Source organism: Duganella violaceipulchra (assembly GCF_019166075.1).
GTDB classification, from domain to species: domain Bacteria; phylum Pseudomonadota; class Gammaproteobacteria; order Burkholderiales; family Burkholderiaceae_D; genus Rugamonas; species Rugamonas violaceipulchra.
Map to the genome: position 1 here is coordinate 151161 of NZ_JAHTGR010000010.1, position 20328 is coordinate 171488.

Here is a 20328-nt window from a genome sequence, read left to right on the forward strand (position 1 = left end):
CTGGAGCGTGCCGGGTTGGACTACGCTATTTTTTGGCCGGCAGGCCGCGCACCGCCACCACTTCGATCTCCACCAGCGCCTTGGGCACCACCAGCGCCGCCACCTGCACCGTGGCGCGGGCCGGCTTGTTGGGCTGGGCCGCCGTGCCGAAGTATTCCTTGTAGGCCTCGTTCATGGCAGCGAAATCGAGCTTGCCGGCGCCGTCCGCCACCAGGTAGACCCGCATCTGCACCACGTCGCCCAGGCCCAGGCCCTGCTCGCGCAGCGTGGCCTCGAACTGCTTGAGCACGTCCGCCGTCTGCGCGCGGGTGTCGCCGTCGAACGATTTGGCCAGCTTGCCCGAGACGTACAGCGTGTCGCCGGCCCACACGGCGCTGGCGATGGCGCTGTCGGCGCTCTGCAGGTGCTGGACCTTGACTTGGGCGGCGGCCGGCAAAGGGACCAGGGCAGCCAGGGCGGCCGACAGCAGTGCGATGGAGGCGGTCAATTTCATGTTCATCCTTTCAGGGAAAGTTCAGGCGCGCACCCGCGCCGCCAGTTGTTCGATCACGTGGTGGGCCGACAGCACCGCGCCCTCCTGCCACGAACTGAGGTAGCCCAGGTACTCGCCGGCGAAGTAGATCGGGCCGTCAGGCTGTTGCAGCAACTGGTAGACGGTGTCGTACTGTTCCGGCTTCCACTCGGCCCAGGAGCCCAGGCTGTACGGCACCTTGGGCCAGGCGATGTTGACGCCGTCGCGCACCATGCGGCGGTAGCCGGGGTGGATCGCCTCGCCGGCCGCCAGCGCCTTCTCGATGCGCTCGGCCAGCGGGTACTGGCCCATGTCGTCGCCGGGGAAAGCGCCGAAGCAGTAGGAGCCGACCAGCACGCCGTCGGCCTGGCCGATGCCGTGCGAGGGATAGAGGATTTGCGTGACGTCGCGGCTGGTCCACGACAGGCCGCCGTAGATGCCGTCGTCCTGCTCCCAGAAGCGGCGCGGCGCGTAGAACGCGGTCTTGGCCGAGCGCGCATATTCGACCTCGGCGATGGCCTGCCGGTAGGCCGGCGTGAAATCGTTGGGGATGCCGCGCAGCACCGACAGCGGCAGGGTGCAGATCACATAATCGCTGTCGATGACGATGTGGTTGCCGCCGCGATGGCAGACCACGCGCGCGCCCTGCGCCGTCTTGCGGATTTCATCGACCACGGTGTCGTAGCGGATCACCGGCCCCACCCGCCGGGCGAACGCCATCGGAAAGCGGTCCATGCCGCCCACCGGTTGCAGCATGGTGCCGGCCTGGTCGAAGTCCTCGGCGAAGGATGCCTTGAACTGCCAGAAGTCGGCCCGCAGCAGCTGCTCCAGCGGCAGCGGCGCGCGCACCGCGCCGTGCGGCAGGCCCGGCGCCGGCGTGGCGCTGTAGCCGCTGCGCGCGCTGCCGGCGTAGCGGCCGTCGCGCTGCAAATCGCCGAAGCTGGCGATGGCGCCAAGCAGGCGCTCGCGGTCTTGCTGGCTCAGTTCCTGGTCCAGCTTGCCGGTGGAGACGGCCTTGCCCAGCAGCTCGCCGAAGTAGCCGCGCGTGTCGCCCAGCACCTGGCGCGCCTGCACCGGCTTGCCGCCAAAGACGCCGTCGTCCTGCAGCAAGGCGGCGCGGTCGTCGTTCATCATGATTTCCAGCGGCACGCCGAATTCGCGGCAATAGCCCAGCACCGCGCGGTGGTGGTGCGAGATGCGCGCCGGACCGGGGTTCAGATACAGGTGCGGCGCCTTGGGCCAGCGCGCCTGCTGCACGCCGTCGCTCTGCTCGAAGCGGTCGCCGCCGCGGACGGTCCAGCTGCGCCCGCCGGGACGGTGGCGCGCTTCCAGCACCGCGCAGGCGAAGCCGGCCTTGCCCAGCTGGTAGGCCGCCGTCAGGCCGGCCACGCCGGCGCCGAGAATGGTGACGCGCTTGCCCTTGCCCAGTCCGCCGGGCAGCACCGGCGGCCCCCGGTAGGCCAGGTCCTCGCCCCAGGCCAGGCTGGCGCAGCCCAAGGCGTCGAGCGCGGCAAACGCGGCCGCGGCGCCGCCGCTACGGGCGATGTGCGCAAGAAAGCTGCGGCGGCTGACGACAGGAGCGGATTTCATGCGCGATACTCCTCCAGGGCTGGGGACATGGCAATATAACATCAATTCCGCCCCGGACCGTGGCTTGCATAAGACAATCCCGTCGCCCCCAAGGGGCCAAATAACTGTCGCAAAAGCATGAGTTATGACACACTAGAATCATCCGCCAGCCCTGTCGTCCCCACCCAGAAAGCGCCGTATGCCGCTGTTCTCCAAGCCACCGCCGTTTTCGCTGGCCGCGACGCTGACACTGGTCACCGGGATGGCGGTCACCGGCATGCTGTTCGTGGCGGTCAGCGCGCTGGAGTACGGAAAAATGGAGCTCAGTTTCCAGCAGCGCGCCCAGGTGCGGGCGGCAGCCATCCGTCGCGGCCTGGACGACACGCTGGAGCTGGTCACCATCCTCAACGACCTGGTCAAGTCGGTCGGCCCGGTCAGCCGCGAACAGTTCGGCGATTTCACCCGGCCGCTGCTGGCGCGCTATCCCTTTGTGCAAGCTTTCAACTACCATCGCGTGCTGGACGACGACGGCGCGCGCCGCCAGGTCGCCGCGATGCAAGCGCACTATCCCGGCTACGCCATGTTCGACGGCCGCCACCAGCCGTTGTCGTCGCGCCCGCAGCATGCGATCGTCGACTACCTGGAGCCGCTGTCAGGCAACGAGGCGGCGTTCGGGCTGGACGTGATGTCGCTGCCGATGTCCAACACCATCAACCAGGCGGTGGCGGCCGGCGCCATCATGGCCACGCCGCTGCTGCGGCTGGAACAGGAACGGGGCAATCAGAAAGGTTTCGTGCTGCTGATGCCGGTCTACCGTCCCGGCGCGCAAACGACCACGGCGGCGCAACGGCGCGCGGCCTGGATCGGCAACACCGGCGCCGTCATCCGCTCCACCGACCTGATCCACAAGATCCTGTTCGCCGCCGACCTGCTGGACGACGCCTCGCTGGTGGTGCGGGTCTACGTCGGCGACGATGTCCGGCCGGACAACCTGATCTACAGCCTCGGCCAGCCGGGCCAGCAGACGGTGGCCGCCAAGCCTCTGCAGCGCTGGCTGGCCTTCGACTACCACGACCTCTACACCCGCACCTTCAGCGCGGCCGGCAAGGCCTGGCACGTGCAGGTGACGCCGCTGCCGCGGCCCTTCCTGGCCAGCCACCTGGGTTCGCTGTCGACCCTGATCGGCGGCCTGCTGTTCTCGCTGCTGACGGCGGCCTTCGTCAACTCGCTGGCGCGCCGCTCGGTGCGGGTGCAAGGGCTGGTCGACGAACGCACCAGCGCCCTGCAACTGAGCAATGAACGCCTGAACGAAGACGTCGCCGCCCGCAAGCGCACCGAGGAGGCGTTGCAGGAAAGCGAGCTGCGCTTCCGCCGCCTGCTGGCGCTGTCGTCCGACTGGTACTGGGAGCAGGACCCGCAATTCCGCTTCACCAGCATCACCAGCGGTTTCTTCGACAAGGGCAAGCAGGACCCGGACAGCTTCATCGGCAAGACGCGCTGGGAACACCATCCGGAAATGCTGCAGGCGCGCTGGGGCCAGGACCACATCGCGCTGCTGGAAGCGCACCTGCCCTTCCTTAACTTCGACTACGCGCTGCCCGGCACCGACGGTCAGCTGCACTGGTTCAGCATCAGTGGCGAGCCGCTGTTCGACAAGGATGGCGTGTTCAAGGGCTATCGCGGCACCGGCACCGACATCACCGAGCGCAAGCTGTCCGAGCAGCGCATCCACCACATCGCCCACCACGACGTGCTGACCGGGCTGCCCAACCGCGTGTTGCTGCAAGACCGGCTGACGCAGGCGGCCGCCTTCGCCAACCGCAGCGGCAACCCGCTGTGGGTGATGCTGATCGACCTGGACCGCTTCAAGTTCGTCAACGACAGCCTGGGCCACAAGGCCGGCGACCTGCTGCTCAAGACCGTGGCCCAGCGCCTGCAGGACAGCGTGCGCGAAAGCGACACCGTGGCGCGCCTGTCCGGCGACGAGTTCGTCGCCATCCTGACCGAATACCCGGACGAGGCGCTGTCGCTGGACGTCACGCAGCGCATCATGCAGGCGGTGGCGCAGCCGGTGCTGCTGGAGGGGAAGGAGTTCTTCGTCACCTGCTCGATCGGCGTGGCGGTCTACGATCCGGACGGCACGCCGGCGCAGCGCCTGATCGAGCACGCGGACATCGCCATGTACCGCGCCAAGAAGCTGGGCCGCAACAACACCCAGTTCTACCAGCCGGCCATGAACGAGGAAGCGCTGGAGCGGGTGCGCATCGAGACGGCGCTGCGCAGCGCGCTGGAGCGCGATGAATTCGTGCTGCACTACCAGCCGCAGGTGGACCTGCGCAGCGGCCGCATCGTCGGCATGGAGGCGCTGATACGCTGGCAGCATCCTGAGCTGGGCATGGTGGCGCCGTACCGCTTCATCGGCCTGGCCGAGGAGACCGGCCTGATCGTGCCGATCGGCGCCTGGGTGCTGGCCACCGCCTGCGCGCAGGCCAAGGCCTGGCAGGATGCGGGGTTCGGTCCGCTGCGGATCGCCGTCAACCTGTCGCCGCGCCAGTTCGGCGAGCCCAACCTGCTGGCGTCGATCGCGGCGGTGCTGGAGCGGACCGGCCTGCCGCCGTCCTGCCTGGACATCGAACTGACCGAGGGCCTGTTCATGAACGACGTGGCGCTGGCGGTGGAGCTGCTGCACAAGCTCAAGGCGCTGGGGCTGGCCTTGTCGATCGACGATTTCGGCACGGGTTATTCCAGCTTTTCCTACCTGCGCAAGTTCCCGATCGACGTGCTGAAGATAGACCGTTCCTTCGTCAGCGACATCGGCGCCGACGACGAGGCGGCCATCGTGGTCTCCATCATCGCGCTGGCGCACAACCTCAAGCTGCGGGTGATCGCCGAAGGCGTGGAGAGCGAGGCGCAGCTGGACTACCTGCGGCGCAACGGCTGTGATGAAATCCAGGGCTATTACTTCAGCCAGCCGGTGCCGGTGGCGGCTTTCGAGCGGCTGCTGGTCGAGGGCAGGAATCTGCTGCCGCAGCCAGTCGCTATATAAGCCTTGAAGGCGACCGCTGGGTAGTGCCTTGAAGATTCGACAAGCTCATTTATCACCAACCAGCGCAACTGCCTTCCCGCTAACGGTGAAATGATGAGGGCCTAAATTTCACAGATGGGGGCGTAGGCGGATGGACGATGTAAGCCTATCCCAAATTGCCACCGCTTCGTCATCCGTTACGCTAGGCTTTTTACCACCAATCTGATTCTCTCGCATCCCCGAGTGCAGCTCCAGCTCCAGTACCGGTAAATACGGATTTTTCGGTTCACCTTGGCTAAGAAATGCAAATTCATGGGACTCTCCTGCGGCTTCCTGCGCAGGCATCCTGGCCAGTACTTCGTAACCCACCCATCGGCCGATTTCGCGCCTCCCTCGTCTCAAGTTTTTGATCCGTTCATGCCAAGCTCCTTGGCCACTGCTCCGTGCAATCTGCTCAGCTTGACCTATCCTCGGCTCTAGCGCATCGGATGGCACAAGAATATCTTTATTGGTTAGTGAAAGCGAAAAGTGAACATCTGGGTAGCTTGTCAATCTAATGCCCAGGCCAACCATTTCGAAGCTAGATTTTCCTGCGTCCTTCACAAAACCATCCTCAATGCATACGCCAGTTTCAGCAGGGATTTGCAGATCGCTGCGACTACGAAACAAGGGCGCCATCGAGTTGAGTTCTAGCACAACCGTGCTGTACTTTTCAGGAGAACCGCTCGCCTCAGCATTCTGCATGACGATATCGTCATCGACCTTCACATAGGACTCAATGTTATAAAAAGCAAAGCTCGCGCTGCTGACACCAAAGACAATCTTCTGACCAGGGGCCAGGCCGTTAATTACTTTTCCAACCATTGAGTCTTTGCCTCGTAAAGCACCATATACATCAGGTTTTTCCTTCTGTATTTGCGCCAGTCTTTCAGCGATCATGCCCTCCATTTCATTCGCTTTTCCACGATACACCTTCACTGGATATGGCACTTCCGAAGGACCATAAACCACTTGCGCATCAGCAGGCACATCGATAAGAAATCTGCCAATACACACTGTGCGGCTATTCTCGAATAACTTGGTAATCCTCGGCGTTTCGACCATGTTGCCTCCTAAAGCGCGCTGGTTAAATTTCTGTAAGCACAAGAACATCACACCTAAGCACAAGAAGGCTCCTGTTAGAAAAATCCGTAAACCTCTCCCGCACATCAACTGCTCCACTTCATCGTCGAAGCAATGCGAAGAAGGCTGTAGATCGTTGAGTATATTGCTGGCCAGCTTTTGTAACTATCTTGATGCTCATAACCTGCTTGACGAAAAACCCCGCTGAATTTTCCGCTCGAAAATTGATGCTCGGCTGAACGTAACGGAACAGTTTGATCGCCTGGGCCGAGATTGGCGCCGACGCGTACGGTGAACGACACGTCTCGGGTCAGCGCCTTACGCGGAGTGGTGCCATCGGTGTTCACTGAATCGGTCTCGGACTCAAAGAGCTCAAATATCCCTTGCTCTTTATCTGCCAGAATGGAGAGGTTCTCCCATTGCACACCGCGGTATTTTTTGTCGAGGGTCCAGCTCACTTTTTCCCAAGACGGACGAGTCACTTCCGCACTATAGTGCGCGTAGCTAACCGGATGATAGGTTGTGGCGATGCCATCATGAAAGGATCCGGCCAGATTGACTAGCTCGCACGTGCGATCGAAATTCACACCACGTCGACGCGCAGGATTTACCCATTCCTCCCGAATAAGTCGGTACCATCCCCTTCGTAAAGAATATATTTCTCCGTATGGGTCGTTGTTTTTTGGCAAGCTCTGAAGCAATTCATTATTCCGATAAATTTCGAGCCAACCATTCCCATATTCACGACTGGGAAGAAGTTCGAGGCCACCTTGTGAATTTGCCAAGACGGCCGTAACCTCAGAGCCATAGTTGCCAAGTATTCTTGAAGAGATGCTTAGCCCCAGCGCACCTTCGTCAGTTCCAGCACGCATCCGTTTGTATGCCGCCGCCGCACCTGCGGCAGGCATGACGCCGTGTACAACCCCAAGCACTTCAGATTGCAGATTGCCCATTTCTGGATGTATCAACGCACGCGCAAGTAATCCTCCCATCGAATGCGTCATGAGGATCACCTTCTCGCACTGGTATTTCTCCCGATATTTTTCCATCAATGCCTTGATCCGCGCACTAATGAGTCGTGCTGAATCTCGGTTAGACATAAGCCAGTTGTATCCCATTGCATGTACTGGATACCAGCACTTCGCCGTAATTTTCTTGAACTCATCGTCCGTTATCGGCTGCATCGGAGTTTTTGGAGATGCTCCCCATTTGGCAGGATCCGTATTCAAAACCTCACCTAGCAGCCATGGACGGTTGCAATTCAACATCGCCTCGCACTGCTGCAAAATTAACCCATAGCTGCTGAACAGAACCTCACCCCAGCCACGTTCCATAGCTTTCATTTCCTTTGTCTTAAAGTTTGGCGTTCCCAATGGATCGTCTGCAAGCAATGGGGTGTCGCATTCACTATCCAAATTCATAAAAAAAAATGGAATTTCGTGGCGTTGAGCAGCAGTCTCGTTTGAGTTCCCTGTCAAGTTTCTTTTAGGCTCATAAATATCAATCTCGGTCACTTTGGGGTCTAACTGGAGCTGCCGCCTAGCAGGGGCAGCGTTCACTAGAGGTAGCATTGCCTTCGCGCTATCTGGACGCCACGCAATATTGTTGGCATTCCCTAATTCCCGCTGTCTGGCCTCCGTATTGCGAAGGTTTGATCCCATAATCCCAGGCAAAAAAATTATGGGAACAACCCTTCTTGGTGGGGCGGCCATTTTTTGGGGTGCCCTGTCCTCCTTGGGAGTGCAGCATCCCTTTGCAATCACACCTCCACTTGCCACATTTATCCCTAGCTGAGTTGCCATATCCTGCCCCCTAGTCCAACAATTCGATCTGGTACGAAGCGAATGCTATTTTTGTGGTGAATTTTTCGGTCAGCCCCGAATTATTTGTTACTCCCTCAAACACTTGGCCGTCTTCCAAAGTGACCCGATACTTCCTATTTGCGATAGGCTCTTCAGTACGAAGATCCGTCACTAGAACATGCTGGTCATGTTCAACTTCCGTGCTGGGGAGGTTTAGCTTTTCCGGAGAACCATCGCCGTCACCGCCGTGAACTAACTTGGAGGACTTGATCGTGTGAACACCGCTGCTCTGCTGGGTAATCGCGCCGCCGCCGTAGTTAACTTGGCACCCTTGCGCGATAATTTTGACAGCAGGAGACTGAAGCTCGATGCCTTCGTTAGCGATCAATTTGATGCGCTTCAATGACATAATCTCAATGTCGCCGTCTTGCGACTGTATCCGAATGTTTCCACTGGCAGCGATCAACTTGATACCGAGCTTGAAAGCAAACATGCTGATGCCACGTGTTGCCCTTAGCATCAAATCTCGTCCGGAACCGATGCGCGTATCCGCGACACTGACCATTTCAATAGTCGACTTCGCTCCCAATGCGAGCGATTGCTGGCTGCCTATGAAAGCACCTGCTGGTGCGCTGACGGCGACAATCGGCTCCCCCTCTCCATCCCACTTTCTTATTCGCCCCACTAGTTGATCAAGTTCGGGACCGTCCGCCGCGTCCTCGGCATGTTTTGCCGCCAAACTGGATAGTTGTTGAGCCACTTGCTGAGATAGCTCCGCAGTACTCGACAATTCGTCTCGACTCAACTGCGATTCCGTCGAATTAGCCTGTCGGCTTGCGCTAATCAATACGCCCTTAACTCCTCGAATCGCGACTGCTTTGTCGCTTCTAAGTTCAGCACCTTCACCTCGCGAATTGCCTGCACCATTTACTCTCGGCCGCGTTAGAAAGCCGAGATTCAATTCACTGCGCCCATGATCGCTAGCCAACTGGGCACTAATCTGCCCTTGAGTATCGTCGAGACGGAGTTGATTCGCGCGCGTACCTTTCACCTCGCGACTTTTTATGCCCGAAAGGTAGCGGTTACCCGGCAAATCGCCGGCATTGCTCAGCGCTGGCGGACAAGCCTGCTGATTGTAGAGCTGGCCGACAATCACCGGCTTGTCCGGGTCGCCTCCAATGAAGTTGACCAGCACTTCGGTGCCAATACGCGGCAGGCCGACGGTGCCGCATTGTTCAAGGCTGCCGGGTCCGTTGCCGGCCCAGTTCGACGCCACGCGCACCCAGGCGGAGTCGCGCTCGCTATCGGATGCGCCGCGGTAGGCAGCCTCCTCGTGATCCGCCGGCCGCGTGCCGGGGAAGCGAATCTTCACCCTGCCCATCTGGTCGCAATGCACCTCCTCCCCTTCCGGCCCGACAACGATCGCGCTTTGCATCAGCGCCTGCGGCAGATCCGTGCGCGGATCGTAAGCCGGCACGATGATCACCCCACGCCGCACCGCCGTGAACTGGATATGCATGCGCAGCGGTCCCGACGCCACCTTGTCCGCCACGTCCCTCTGCATCTGCAACTCGTGCGCGCCCTGCATCCAGCGGCTGCGGGCGAACAGGCGCTCCACGCGCGCCGCCAGCGCCCTGGGCAGGTTGTTCTGCGCGTTCACCTGCAAGGCCGTGACGATAAAATCCCGCTCCTCCGCCGGATGCTGGTCCACCTCCGGATGCTCGGCCAGCGTGAAGTACTCCCCCGCGCACAGATCGCGCACGCTGCCTTCGCCGTGGAAGCATTTCGTTTCGTAATCGTGCCGCTGCATGCGCAGCTTGCCCAGGCGGCACAGGTCCTCGTTGTCGTTTCCCGCATGCGGCGTCAGGATTTGATAGTCGTCCAGGCTGGCGGCCAGTTCGTTGCCGTTCACGCCCTGGTTCACGCCGCTGCCGACGTCCATCATCATGAAGTCGCGCCCTTGCGAATTGCGATAGTCCCAGCTGTGCCGCGTCACCGTGCCCGGTTGCAGGCTGCGCACCGCGCTCCAGGAGGTGATCGTGTCGCGCTGCTCGGTGGCGGCGTCGCGGTGATAGCGGATGGTGCCGGCGGCGTTTTGGCGCAGCATGTCGGCGTTGTTGAACAGCACCAACGTATGCACCGGATATTCGCCGCCCTGCGCGCGCACGTACCAGCCGATGCCGCGCCGCTTCAGCAGGCGGCGGATGAAGGCGGCGTCCGATTCGTTGTGCTGCATGGTGAACTCGCGCTGCGGATATTTGCGCTGGTGGAAACAGTCATCCACGTCGTGCTTGAAGTAGACGCCGAGCGTGGAATTTTTGTGCCGCCACTCGTTGAGGATGCGCTGGACGATCTCCACCTCGTTCATGTTGCGGAACACACGCGTGTTGGTGCGCTTTTCCAATATGGCCAGCGCGTCGCGCAGCACCAGCTGGTAGCTGGCCAGGCCGCCGTCGCTGTCGCCAGAGCTGGCCTCGGTGATGATGCCGCAGACGCTGCGCAAGTCGCCCACATCGGTGACGAATTCCAGCGCGGCCGGCACGGCGATCATTTGCTTCAGCGGCAGATACGCGTCGGACGACACGCACAGCACGCGATACTCGATGCCGCCGCACAAGGTCTCCGAGCCGAACACCCGCTGCGGCAGCAGCATGTTGTCGTTGACGCCGCCCGGCAGATCCAGCCGCAGGCGCAGCGGCCGGTTGCTGGCCACCAGTTCCTTGGCCAGGCCCATGAAGCTGAAGAAATCATTATCGCTTTCCACAATCGCTCCCCCGGCAAGGCAGCAGTCTTTCCTTCTCGACTGCCACCACGGATGTGCCGCTCAGGTTGGCGATCATGTCACTGTCGTAGATTCTCCTTTTGACTTACAGCAATCAACAACCGCTTTGCTTCTCTATTCCTCATGCAGGTCGATTTCGGCGCGCTCCTTCTCGCTCATGCCCAGCCAACGGCGGTGCAGCATGCGCTCCAGCGGCTGGCCCACGAAAAACAGCAGCAGCACCAGGATCAGGCCGATGCCGGCGATTTGCCACGCGCCCATGCCGCAGGTGATGCCGATGCCGGCTGTCACCCAGATCGACGCGGCCGTGGTCAGCCCCTTGATCTTCGAGGTCTCATGGTGGAACACGATCACCCCGGCGCCCAGGAAGCCAATGCCGGTGATGACGCCCTGAATGGCCCGGCTCAGCGCATCGTGGCTGAACTCGCCGGTAACTGAAGCGAACTCCATGCTGGCCGTGGTGACCAGCGCCGCGCCCAAGGCCACCAGGCCCAGGGTTTTCATGCCGGTGGGCTTGCCGCGCAGATTGCGCTCCAGGCCGATGACGCAACCGAACAGCATCGCGATCACCAGCCTGCCGGCCACGCTCCAATAATCAATCATGCGATGCCTGCTCCGGCCCCTTCTGCTTGCGGCGCCGCTTCTTGGGCGCCAGCATGGTGCCGGTGCAGCCCGGCGCGCCGCAGCGGCAGGCGAAGGAGCGCTTGATGGCCGGCGTGTGGCGGCCATCGTAGATCAGCGGATAGGAATAGCTGAGCTCCTCCCCGCACTTGATGTCGTGCAGCGCATAGATGTAGATGCGGCCCTCGTCCTCGATGGCCTGGCAGTTGGGCTCGCACGAGTGGTTGATGTAGCGCGCCTCGTTGCCCTGGTCGCCGCCGTCGATGACGTTGCCGTTGGCCAGGCTGAAGAAGAAGGTGTGGTTGTGCGGCATGTCCTGCTCGGCCGCGCGCTCCAGCGCCACCGACCACGGGATCTCGCGGCCGGTGTATTCGATCACGCATTCGCTGACCGCGATATCGCGGTTGGCGAACACGCCCCGGCCATGCACCGGCGAGATCCTGACCACATAGGCCAGTTGGTCGGACAATTCCGCGGGACTTTCCAGGACGTTTTCAGTGAGCATAGGTACGGGTAAGGTTAAGTGGCGTCGCCGCCGGGCGGCTTGAACAGGTCTTCCAGGTCGGCGCGGCTGGTGGGCTTGCGCACCACGTCGCGACGGCCGGTGAATTCATCCTCGATATGATCGCGATAATAGCTCCAGGCGGCGGCCGAGGTCGACAGCTTGCGCCACACCTCGTTGCCCACGCCCGAATATTCGATGGCGCGGCCGTCGTCGAACTCCACCCGCAGCATGCGATCGCGCGCATCGTACCCGATGGCGCGCAGCTTGCCGGCATTGATGCGTTTCATTTCCATACAGCCTCCTCAGGCCTTGCGGGCTCCATGCACCATTTGACGGGCCTGCTTGCGCAGCAGGGCCTGGTCCCAGCGCTGTTTCTGCTCTTCGGTTTCCGGCGTCAGCGCCGGCACCTCGACCGGTTTGCGGCTCTCATCGACCGCCACCATCGTAAAGTAGCAGCTATTGGCGTGGCGCACCAGACGCTGTTGTATGTTTTCCGTTATCACGCGGATGCCCACCTCCATCGAGGTGCGGCCGGTGTAGTTGATCGACGCCAGGAACGTCACCAGTTCGCCCACGTGGATCGGTTGCAGGAACATCACCTGGTCCACCGACAGCGTCACCACGTAGCTGCCCGAATAGCGGCTGGCGCAGGCGTAGGCCACGCTGTCGAGGTACTTGAGGATGGTGCCGCCGTGGACGTTGCCGGAGAAATTGGCCATGTCCGGGGTCATCAGGACGGTCATGCTCAGTTCGTGCGCGGTCCAGCTCATCGGTTTTTCCATTGCATACTCCCTAGTTGTTTTCTCCATGCTATCCGCTAAACTTGTCATTCGCAAATAGTTATCAGAAACAACAGGTGGACTGTAACGTTTAAATTGGGAGCGAAGGACGCGCGGGCGGCGCGCAGGGCAAGGCGCAAAGCGCAGCGATAGCTAGCTATCGCGAGCATTTGCAACGCCGCCATGCGCGTTGCCCGCGCGGCAGGCGCTACCGATTTAAACGTTACAGTTCACCAACTTTATCGTATGCTTTGCGCTTCACGAATACGAGGAGCACTCATGAAATGGAAAGTCCTGGCCGCCAGCATCATGCTCGGCGCGGCCGCCACCGCCCAGGCCGTTACGGCCGACGAGGTGCACACCTTCACGCTGGCCAACGGCATGAAGTTCATCGTGCTGGAATCGCACACCATCCCCAACGCCAATATGTACACGTTCTGGAAGGTCGGTTCGCGCAATGAGGCGCCCGGCATCACCGGCCTGTCGCACTTCTTCGAGCACATGATGTTCAACGGCTCGAAAAACTTCGGCCCGAAAATGTTCGACCGCACCATGGAAGCCAAGGGCGGCTCCAACAACGCCTACACCAGCAACGACCTGACCGTGTACCAGGACTGGTTCCCGGCCTCGTCGCTGGAGACCATCTTCACGCTGGAAAGCGACCGCATCGCCCACCTGAGCATCGACCCGAAGATGGTGGCCAGCGAGCGCGGCGTGGTGCTGTCCGAGCGCAGCACCGGTCTGGAGAACTCCAACATCCGCGCGCTGCGCGAGGAAATCAACGGCGTCGCCTTCCAGGCCCACCCGTACTCGTGGCCGGTGATCGGCCATGAATCCGACATCAAGGCCTGGACCCAGGACGACCTGCAACGCTACTTCACCACCTACTACGCGCCGAACAACGCGGTGTCGGTGATCGTCGGCGACGTCAAGACCGACGACGTCAGGAAGCTGGCCACCAAATACTTCGGCGGCATCCCCAAGCGCGCGCTGCCGCCGGCCGTGCGCACCGTCGAGCCTGAACAGAAAGGCGAACGCCGCGTGTTCGTCGCCAAGGAATCGGCCACCTCGGCCAACCTGGTGGTGGCCTACAAGGTCCCGGCCGCCAACAGCGCCGACTACTACGCGCTGGAGGTGCTGCAAAGCATACTGGGCGACGGCAAGACCTCGCGCCTATACAAGACGCTGGTCGAGCAGCAGCTGGCCACCCAGGTCAGCGCCAGCAGCATGGACGGCTTCGATCCGGGCCTGCTCTACCTGTCGGCCGTGGCCACCGCCAAGACCGAACCGGCGCAGCTGGAAAAAGCGCTGCTGGCCGAAGTCGACAACGTCGTAAAAAACGGCGTGACGGCCGACGAGCTGCAAAAGGTCAAGAACCAGAAGCTGCTCAACCTGTACCGCGAACAGGAAACCATCAACGGCAAGGCCCAGCAGCTGGGCAACTACGAGGTGTTCATGGGCGACTACAAGAAGATGTTCGACGCCCCGGCAGCCTACGAAAAACTGACGACCGCCGATATCCAGGCCGTCGCCGCCAAATACCTGAAAAAATCGCAGCGCACCGTCGGCGTGCTGGCCGCGAAGGAGGATTGATCCCATGAGCATCAAAGTGAGCATCAACGCAACCGCAATCGCCGCCGCCGTGCTGGCCGCCGCCGGTGCCGCAGCAGCTGAATTCCGCCTGCCGGCGTTCGACACCGTCACCCTGCCCAATGGCCTGACCGTGTACCTGATGGAGCGCCATGAAGTACCGCTGATCTCGGTGCGCGCCGTGGTCAAGGCCGGCGCCGTCAACGACGCCAGGCAGCCCGGCCTGTCCAACCTGACCGGCGACGCCCTGCTATTGGGCAGCAAGGCCCACAACAAGACCGCCATCGACCAGGCCTTCGACTTCCGCGGCGCCCGCCTGGCCGGCGGCGCCGGCACCGAGGCCAGCACCGTGCAGGCGAACTTCGCCCGCGCCGACAGCGCCGCGCTGCTGCCGGTGTTCGCCGAGATCATCCAGCAACCGGGCTTCGACGAGGCCGAGCTGGCCAAGCTGCGCGACCGCAAGGTCAACGGCCTGAAGCAGGCCAAGGAAGCGCCGCGCAATGTGGTGGGCAACTACTACCGCGCCATGCTGTTCGGCGAGACGCCGTATGCGATCCCGGCCAGCGGCACGGTCAGCAGCGTGGGCGCGCTCAAGCAGGCTGACGTGCAAGGCTACTACCAGCACTACTACCGTCCGGACAACGCCGCCATCATCGTGGTCGGCGATTTCCAGGCGGCCGAGATGCGCAAGCAGATCGAATCGCTGTTCGGCGCGTGGCAGGCCAGCGGCCCGGCGCTGCCGCAGCAGGACAACGGCAAGGTGCAGGCCGACAAGGCGCGCGTGTGGCTGGTCAACAAGCCGGACGCGATCGAGACCACCTTCCTGATCGGCGGCGCCGGCATCGCCCGCAACGACCCGGACTACGTGCCGCTGCAAGTGCTCAACACCATCGTCGGCGGCCGCTTCACCTCGTGGCTGAACGACGAGCTGCGCGTCAACTCGGGCCTGACCTACGGCGCCCGCAGCGAGTTCGCCGCCCTGTCGCAGACCGGCACCTTCGCCATCTCCAGCTTCACCGCGCTGCCCAAGACCGAGGCGGCGCTGGCCCTGGCGCACAAGACCTACCAGCGCCTGTGGGACAAGGGCATCGACCAGGCGACGCTGGAATCGGCCAAGGCCTACGTCAAGGGCCAGTTCCCGCCGCGCTACGAGACCAGCGAGCAGCTGGCCGGTTTGCTGGGCGATATGTACGCGTCCAAGGTGGGCCGCGAGCAGATCGACCACTTCATGCAGGATGTCGACAGCCTGACGCCGGAACGCGCCAAGGCGCTGGTGGACAAGCACTTCCCGCGCAAGAACCTGCAGACGGTGCTGGTGGGGAAAGCCGAGGCCATCCGCGAGATCGCCAAGAGCTACGGCGAGGTGACCGAGCTGCAAATCAGCGCGGACGGTTTCCAGCCGCGTTAAGCCAGTTTGGACAGGGCGCCGGCCGGGTCCAGCTGGCGCGCCAATTGTTCGACGTCGCCCGCGGTGCCGGGGATGGCGTCCACCACCAGCGCCAGCTGGTCCCACGCGGCCGTGCTGGCGCCGGCCTTCAGCGCCTGCTCGGCCAGGTGCGCCAGGCCGGACAGGCGGTCGGCGCCGACGGTGCCGGCCAGGCCTCGCAGCGTGTGCAACAAGGGCATGGCCACGTGGAGACTCTGGCCGGCGCAGGCCGCTTGCAGCTGCTCCGCCATACCGCCCGCCTCCGCCGCAAAACTGCGCAACGCCATCAGATACACCGAATGCAGGCCGCCCAGCCGCTTCAACGCCGCGGCGCTGTTGATGCCGGCTTCCGCCAGCGGCGCCGCGCCGGCCGTATCGGCGGCTGCGGTTTCCGTGACCGTCCCCACAGGCGCGCGCCCGCTGCGCGCGTGCTTGCGGATCACCGCAATCAGCTGCACCAGGTCGAACGGCTTGCCGATGTGGTCGACCATGCCCGCGTCCAGCGCGGCGACACGGTCGGCCGGCATGGCGTTGGCCGTCATCGCCACGATGGGCGGCGCCTGCGCGCCCAGCCTGCGCTGGATCGCCAGGGTCGCTTGGTAGCCGTCCATCTCCGGCATCTGGATGTCCATCAGGATCAGGTCCGGCAGCGGACCGGGGCGCGACACGGCGGCCAGCGCCATCTGGCCGGAACTGGCCACCTCGACTTGCGCGCCATCGTTGCCGAGCAGTTCGCTGGCGACTTGCTGGTTGGCCGGGTTGTCGTCCACCAGCAGCAAATGCAAGCCCTCCAGCCGCCGCAGCGACGGCAGCGCCACGGCGGCCAGCGGCGCCCGCTTTTCCATGCGCGCATCGGCCACCGCGTCGAACAGCATCGACGCCGTGACCGGCTTGACCACGAAGCCGTCCAGCACCGGTTCCATTTCCAGGTGACGCTGGGCCAGCAGTTCGCGGTCGTGCGCGGTCACCATGACGATCAGCGGCAGCTTGCCGTGCGGCGCCAGCTTGCGGATCGCGCAGCTGGTTTCCCAACCGTCGAAGGCCGGCATGCGCCAGTCGATGAACACCACGTCGTAGGCGCGCTGCTGGGCCATGCGCGCCGCCACGGCGACCAGCGCCTCGCGGCCGCCCTCGGCCACGTCGACCTGCCAGCCGAACGAGGCCGCCATTTCGCTCAACACCATGCGCGCCACCGGATTGTCGTCCACCACCAGGCAGGCCAGGTCCTTCAACAACGCATGCTCGGGCGACGCCGGCGCCAGGTCCAGCGCCTCGGCCGGCGTGGTGGTGACGCCGCAATCGACGGTGAATTCGAACACGCTGCCCTTGCCCAGTTCGCTCGTCACGCTCAGCTCGCCGCCCATCAGGCGCACCAGGCGCTGGCTGATCGCCAGGCCCAGGCCGGTGCCGCCGTAGCGGCGCGCGGTCGAGGCCTCGGCCTGCGAGAAACCGTCGAAGATGCGCAGGCTCTGCTCCGCCGAGATGCCGATGCCGCTGTCGCGGATGGCGAAGGCGACCGACAGCGTGGTGTCGCTGCGCGCCAGCAGCCGGGCCGACAGCACCACCTCGCCCTGCTCGGTGAATTTGATGGCGTTGCCAGCCAGGTTGAGCAGGATCTGCTGCAGGCGCAAGGCGTCGCCCACCACCAGCGCCGGCAATTGCGGATCGATGCGGAACAGCACCTCGATGTTCTTGCCTCCGACGTTGGCCGACAGGATCACCGCCAGGTCGCGCCACAGCTTGTCGAGCCGGAACGGGTGCGGATCGAGCGCCAGCTTGCCGGCCTCCACCTTGGAAAAATCGAGGATGTCGTTGAGCAGCCCCAGCAAGGCGCTGGCGGCCGCGTGGGCCTTGGCCGCGTAGTCCTGCTGGCGTTCGCTCATCTCGGTTTGCTGCAGCAGTTGCAGCATGCCCAGCACGGCGTTCATCGGCGAGCGGATCTCATGGCTCATGTTGGCGACGAACTCGGACTTGGCGCGGCCGGCCTTGTCGGCCTCCTCCTTCGCCAGCAGCAGCGCGTCGTGCGCGGCGCGCGCCTCGGTGTGGTCGGTGCTGCTGCCCACCCAGCCGAGCACCTTGCCATTGCCGTCCTTTTGCGGCAGCGCGTGGTTGTCGAACACGCGCCACACGCCGTCGGCGCGGCGCAGCCGGCAATCGCAGCGGAAAGCGTCGCCGGCGGCCCTGGCGCGCCGCCACTCGGCCAGCAGCGCCGGCCGGTCGTCCGGATGCAGCACCGGCACCCCGTCGCCCGCCTCGATCAGCAGCGCCGACGGCACGCCGCTGAAGCGCTCCCAATGGTGGCTCATGAAATCGAGGCGGATCTGCGGCGTGACGGTCCACACCATTTGCGGCAGGCCCTCGGTCAGCGAGCGCCAGCGCGATTCCGACGCCGTCAGCCGCGCCATCGATGCCTGCAGCGCGCGGTCGGCCTCCAGCAGTTGCAGCACCGACTGGTATTGCCTGCGCATCGAATACCAGACACCGGCCAGCAGCGCCGTCGCGATGGCCGCCAGCACCGCCAGGAACAGCATGGCGTTGCGCACCTCGCGGCGCCACGGCGCCAGGAAATCCTCGCTGGCCAGCCCCACCGCCACATAGATCGGATAGCTGCCGATGCGCGCCAGGCTCACGGTGCGTTCGCGGTTGTCGCGCTCGCTGAGGATGGTGTAGGTGTCGCCCTGGTGCCTGCCATCCAGGATGGACTGGGTCCGCGGCGAGACCTCGATGGTGCTGCCGATCGGCATGCCGTCGACCTGGGGATGGCGGTGCAGCACGCGGCGGCGGTCGTCCAGCAGCACGATGGAACCGTTGGCGCCGACGTTGAGCGACGAGAACAGCTCGGTCAGGCGCGAGCTGTTCATCAGCGTGTAGGCGGTGCCGCCGAAGCTGCCGTCCGCCATGGCCAGCGGGTAGACCAGCGGCAGCACCCATTCGCCGGTGATGCGCGACTTGACCGGCACGCCGATGATCAGGTCGTGCTCGACCTTGGCGCGCGAGAAGAATTCGCGCACGGACAGGTCTTGCGGATGGGCTGGATCGACTTGTTCGCCGTAGATCACGCGGCCGGCGGCGTCGGAGCCGCGCACCGCCTGCGCGTTCGGGATGCGTTCGCGCAGCGTGCGCAGGTAGGCGCTGAACTGCGCGTCGTCGAAATGTCCGGCGGCGTGCATGGCGCGGAACTCGACGCCGGCGCGACGCATCGCCAGGTCGACCTCTTCGAAATGGGAGTGCAGGAAGTTCTCCAGCGAGACCGACAGGTTGTGCGCCGTCTCGGCCGCGTTGGCGTAGTAGCGCGCCTGGCTCACCCGCAGCACATGGCCGACGAACAGCGACACCAGCAGCAGAACTGCTGCCACCGCCGCGACGAGTACGCCGAACAGTTTACGGAATTTCTGCAGCGTATGTACTTTCATGGGGACCGGCGGTCTCTTCTTGTTTTAATGCCTCTACATTAACGCAAAAAAAACGCCCCGGAGGAGCGTTTTTTGGTCTTACAAGCCTTGCCTGGCGATATCGGCCAGCGACTCCCGGCCCTTGTCGCTGATATCGTAGCCGCCTTCGGCGCGTGGCACGATATGGGACTTCTTGCCGAGGAATTGGGCGACGTCGGCGTCGAGGACGCTGGCCGGATCGGCTTCGACGGCGCGCAAGCCCAGCACGCAGCGGCGCAGGAACAGGATTTCCTCGCCCTTGTCGGTGAGCGAAATACGGCCATTCTTGGCGATGGTGAACAGCTTGATGCCGGTCAGGCGCTTGGTGTTGCGTCCGACACAGGCGCTGACGCGCTCGCCCTTGATGCCGCGCTTCACTTCATCGAGTGCGTTGTATTCGTCTTGCGTTAATTTCTCGTTCTTCATTGCCATTTTATCCATAAGAGACTGCTGCGGCCCTCATGGTACGCGCCCGACGCAGCGACGGCAAGACAATGCGCCGACCCGACGCCTCCGATACGCGACCGGAGGCGGCATGGCCGCCTCAAAACGAGAATAAAGTGTGGCTCAAAACGCTCGGATCGCCAGCCAGATCAGGCCGATGGTGGCAAATGCCGCTACACAAATCAGGGCTTGAACACGCTTCGCGCTGAAAGCGACGCTACGACGGCCGAGGTAGATTTTGTTGTGTAAGGAATTGCCCATGATGCTCTCCGTGAGAGGGTGAATCGATGACATGACTTAATTATAGAAACTCTTTGATTACCCTAATGTGACGTTCAGCACAAAGTTTAAAATATGTATCCATTGAGCAACAACTTTCACACTTTCTCACGGGGTAACGCGGTCAGGTTTTGATCGGCACCTGCTTGGGTTGGGGCTCTTCGATGGGTGCCTGGTCGGGCAGTGGCATATTGTCCGGCGGCGGATCTTTTTCCGGTTGTGGCGTCGGCAAATCGGGCTCGGGCGTGGTGTGGGCGCGGATATTCATGGGACTGTCCTCCTTGAAGTGAAAATGAGGTGTTCAAGAGGCAGATTAGGGGAAGCGGCGGATAAACAAGTGGCCGATTGACGGCCAGCGTGCGTTGCCGCACGCTGGCCGTCGCTTGGCGTAAGGACTCTCACCGCCGGGGTCAAGTCTGACATTCGGACACGAGCTCTGCCG

At 62.9% G+C, this 20328-nt stretch carries 16 protein-coding genes; 3 read left to right on the forward strand and 13 right to left on the reverse strand.

What is annotated here, in order from left to right:
• Positions 1-25: 25 nt before the first annotated feature.
• Together KVP70_RS19490 and KVP70_RS19495 are read right to left on the reverse strand one after the other, a co-directional pair.
• The gene (locus KVP70_RS19490) at positions 26-493 is read right to left on the reverse strand and encodes a Rid family hydrolase (RefSeq protein WP_217943821.1); all 468 of its coding nucleotides are present in this window, start codon (positions 491-493) and stop codon (positions 26-28) included.
• 21 nt (positions 494-514) lie between these two features.
• On the reverse strand, positions 515-2101 hold the full coding sequence (locus KVP70_RS19495) for a flavin monoamine oxidase family protein (RefSeq protein WP_217943822.1): 1587 nt from the start codon (positions 2099-2101) through the stop codon (positions 515-517).
• A gap of 178 nt (positions 2102-2279) precedes the next feature.
• Here KVP70_RS19495 and KVP70_RS19500 point away from each other — a divergent pair, with 178 nt between their 5' ends.
• Positions 2280-5126 carry a bifunctional diguanylate cyclase/phosphodiesterase gene (locus tag KVP70_RS19500; RefSeq protein WP_217943823.1) on the forward strand — a complete coding sequence of 949 codons (2847 nt, stop codon included), beginning with the start codon at positions 2280-2282 and terminating at the stop codon, positions 5124-5126.
• A gap of 108 nt (positions 5127-5234) precedes the next feature.
• Here the strand turns inward: KVP70_RS19500 and KVP70_RS19505 are convergent, their stop codons facing one another.
• From KVP70_RS19505 to KVP70_RS19535, 7 genes are all read right to left on the reverse strand, one after another.
• Positions 5235-6209, reverse strand: coding sequence for a T6SS immunity protein Tli4 family protein (locus KVP70_RS19505; RefSeq protein ID WP_217943824.1), 975 nt, complete (start codon positions 6207-6209; stop codon positions 5235-5237).
• A 104-nt stretch (positions 6210-6313) separates the two neighbouring features.
• On the reverse strand, positions 6314-7741 hold the full coding sequence (locus tag KVP70_RS19510; protein WP_332844095.1) for an esterase/lipase family protein: 1428 nt from the start codon (positions 7739-7741) through the stop codon (positions 6314-6316).
• Between the two features lie 298 nt (positions 7742-8039).
• On the reverse strand, positions 8040-10793 hold the full coding sequence (locus KVP70_RS19515) for a type VI secretion system Vgr family protein (RefSeq protein ID WP_262311750.1): 2754 nt from the start codon (positions 10791-10793) through the stop codon (positions 8040-8042).
• Positions 10794-10925: 132 nt separating this feature from the next.
• Positions 10926-11414 carry an MgtC/SapB family protein gene (locus KVP70_RS19520; protein ID WP_217943826.1) on the reverse strand — a complete coding sequence of 163 codons (489 nt, stop codon included), beginning with the start codon at positions 11412-11414 and terminating at the stop codon, positions 10926-10928.
• Complete coding sequence (locus KVP70_RS19525) at positions 11407-11937, reverse strand: SET domain-containing protein (RefSeq protein WP_217943827.1); 531 nt, start codon at positions 11935-11937, stop codon at positions 11407-11409. Before KVP70_RS19525 ends, KVP70_RS19520 begins: the two co-directional genes overlap by 8 nt.
• Positions 11938-11951: 14 nt before the next feature.
• Positions 11952-12230: a KTSC domain-containing protein gene (locus KVP70_RS19530; RefSeq protein WP_020705956.1), complete on the reverse strand. Its 279-nt coding sequence runs from the start codon at positions 12228-12230 to the stop codon at positions 11952-11954.
• Between the two features lie 9 nt (positions 12231-12239).
• Complete coding sequence (locus KVP70_RS19535; RefSeq protein ID WP_416053861.1) at positions 12240-12719, reverse strand: acyl-CoA thioesterase; 480 nt, start codon at positions 12717-12719, stop codon at positions 12240-12242.
• 276 nt (positions 12720-12995) lie between these two features.
• Here KVP70_RS19535 and KVP70_RS19540 point away from each other — a divergent pair, with 276 nt between their 5' ends.
• Together KVP70_RS19540 and KVP70_RS19545 are read left to right on the forward strand one after the other, a co-directional pair.
• Positions 12996-14309 carry a M16 family metallopeptidase gene (locus tag KVP70_RS19540; RefSeq protein ID WP_217943828.1) on the forward strand — a complete coding sequence of 438 codons (1314 nt, stop codon included), beginning with the start codon at positions 12996-12998 and terminating at the stop codon, positions 14307-14309.
• Positions 14310-14313: 4 nt separating this feature from the next.
• Complete coding sequence (locus KVP70_RS19545; RefSeq protein WP_217943829.1) at positions 14314-15714, forward strand: M16 family metallopeptidase; 1401 nt, start codon at positions 14314-14316, stop codon at positions 15712-15714.
• On the opposite strand, the gene KVP70_RS19550 is transcribed toward KVP70_RS19545, so the two are convergent.
• From KVP70_RS19550 to KVP70_RS19565, 4 genes are all read right to left on the reverse strand, one after another.
• Positions 15711-19145, reverse strand: coding sequence for a response regulator (locus tag KVP70_RS19550; protein ID WP_217943830.1), 3435 nt, complete (start codon positions 19143-19145; stop codon positions 15711-15713). The genes KVP70_RS19545 and KVP70_RS19550 overlap by 4 nt on opposite strands.
• A 78-nt stretch (positions 19146-19223) precedes the next feature.
• Positions 19224-19589 carry a hypothetical protein gene (locus tag KVP70_RS19555; RefSeq protein WP_217943959.1) on the reverse strand — a complete coding sequence of 122 codons (366 nt, stop codon included), beginning with the start codon at positions 19587-19589 and terminating at the stop codon, positions 19224-19226.
• 141 nt (positions 19590-19730) lie between these two features.
• Positions 19731-19868, reverse strand: coding sequence for a hypothetical protein (locus KVP70_RS19560; RefSeq protein ID WP_175001208.1), 138 nt, complete (start codon positions 19866-19868; stop codon positions 19731-19733).
• Between the two features lie 142 nt (positions 19869-20010).
• Positions 20011-20154: a hypothetical protein gene (locus KVP70_RS19565; protein ID WP_217943831.1), complete on the reverse strand. Its 144-nt coding sequence runs from the start codon at positions 20152-20154 to the stop codon at positions 20011-20013.
• Positions 20155-20328 lie beyond the last annotated feature (174 nt).

What these genes read in the sequence shown, in the direction of transcription:
- KVP70_RS19535 (WP_416053861.1), bottom strand. Translation starts at nt 12,719, where the DNA reads ATGGAAAAACCGATGAGCTGGACCGCGCACGAACTGAGCATGACCGTC.
- KVP70_RS19490 (WP_217943821.1), bottom strand. Translation starts at nt 493, where the DNA reads ATGAAATTGACCGCCTCCATCGCACTGCTGTCGGCCGCCCTGGCTGCC.
- KVP70_RS19540 (WP_217943828.1), top strand. Translation starts at nt 12,996, where the DNA reads ATGAAATGGAAAGTCCTGGCCGCCAGCATCATGCTCGGCGCGGCCGCC.
- KVP70_RS19530 (WP_020705956.1), bottom strand. Translation starts at nt 12,230, where the DNA reads ATGGAAATGAAACGCATCAATGCCGGCAAGCTGCGCGCCATCGGGTAC.
- KVP70_RS19565 (WP_217943831.1), bottom strand. Translation starts at nt 20,154, where the DNA reads ATGAATATCCGCGCCCACACCACGCCCGAGCCCGATTTGCCGACGCCA.
- KVP70_RS19495 (WP_217943822.1), bottom strand. Translation starts at nt 2,101, where the DNA reads ATGAAATCCGCTCCTGTCGTCAGCCGCCGCAGCTTTCTTGCGCACATC.
- KVP70_RS19555 (WP_217943959.1), bottom strand. Translation starts at nt 19,589, where the DNA reads ATGAAGAACGAGAAATTAACGCAAGACGAATACAACGCACTCGATGAA.
- KVP70_RS19560 (WP_175001208.1), bottom strand. Translation starts at nt 19,868, where the DNA reads ATGGGCAATTCCTTACACAACAAAATCTACCTCGGCCGTCGTAGCGTC.
- KVP70_RS19525 (WP_217943827.1), bottom strand. Translation starts at nt 11,937, where the DNA reads ATGCTCACTGAAAACGTCCTGGAAAGTCCCGCGGAATTGTCCGACCAA.
- KVP70_RS19550 (WP_217943830.1), bottom strand. Translation starts at nt 19,145, where the DNA reads ATGAAAGTACATACGCTGCAGAAATTCCGTAAACTGTTCGGCGTACTC.
- KVP70_RS19520 (WP_217943826.1), bottom strand. Translation starts at nt 11,414, where the DNA reads ATGATTGATTATTGGAGCGTGGCCGGCAGGCTGGTGATCGCGATGCTG.
- KVP70_RS19500 (WP_217943823.1), top strand. Translation starts at nt 2,280, where the DNA reads ATGCCGCTGTTCTCCAAGCCACCGCCGTTTTCGCTGGCCGCGACGCTG.
- KVP70_RS19505 (WP_217943824.1), bottom strand. Translation starts at nt 6,209, where the DNA reads ATGGTCGAAACGCCGAGGATTACCAAGTTATTCGAGAATAGCCGCACA.
- KVP70_RS19545 (WP_217943829.1), top strand. Translation starts at nt 14,314, where the DNA reads ATGAGCATCAAAGTGAGCATCAACGCAACCGCAATCGCCGCCGCCGTG.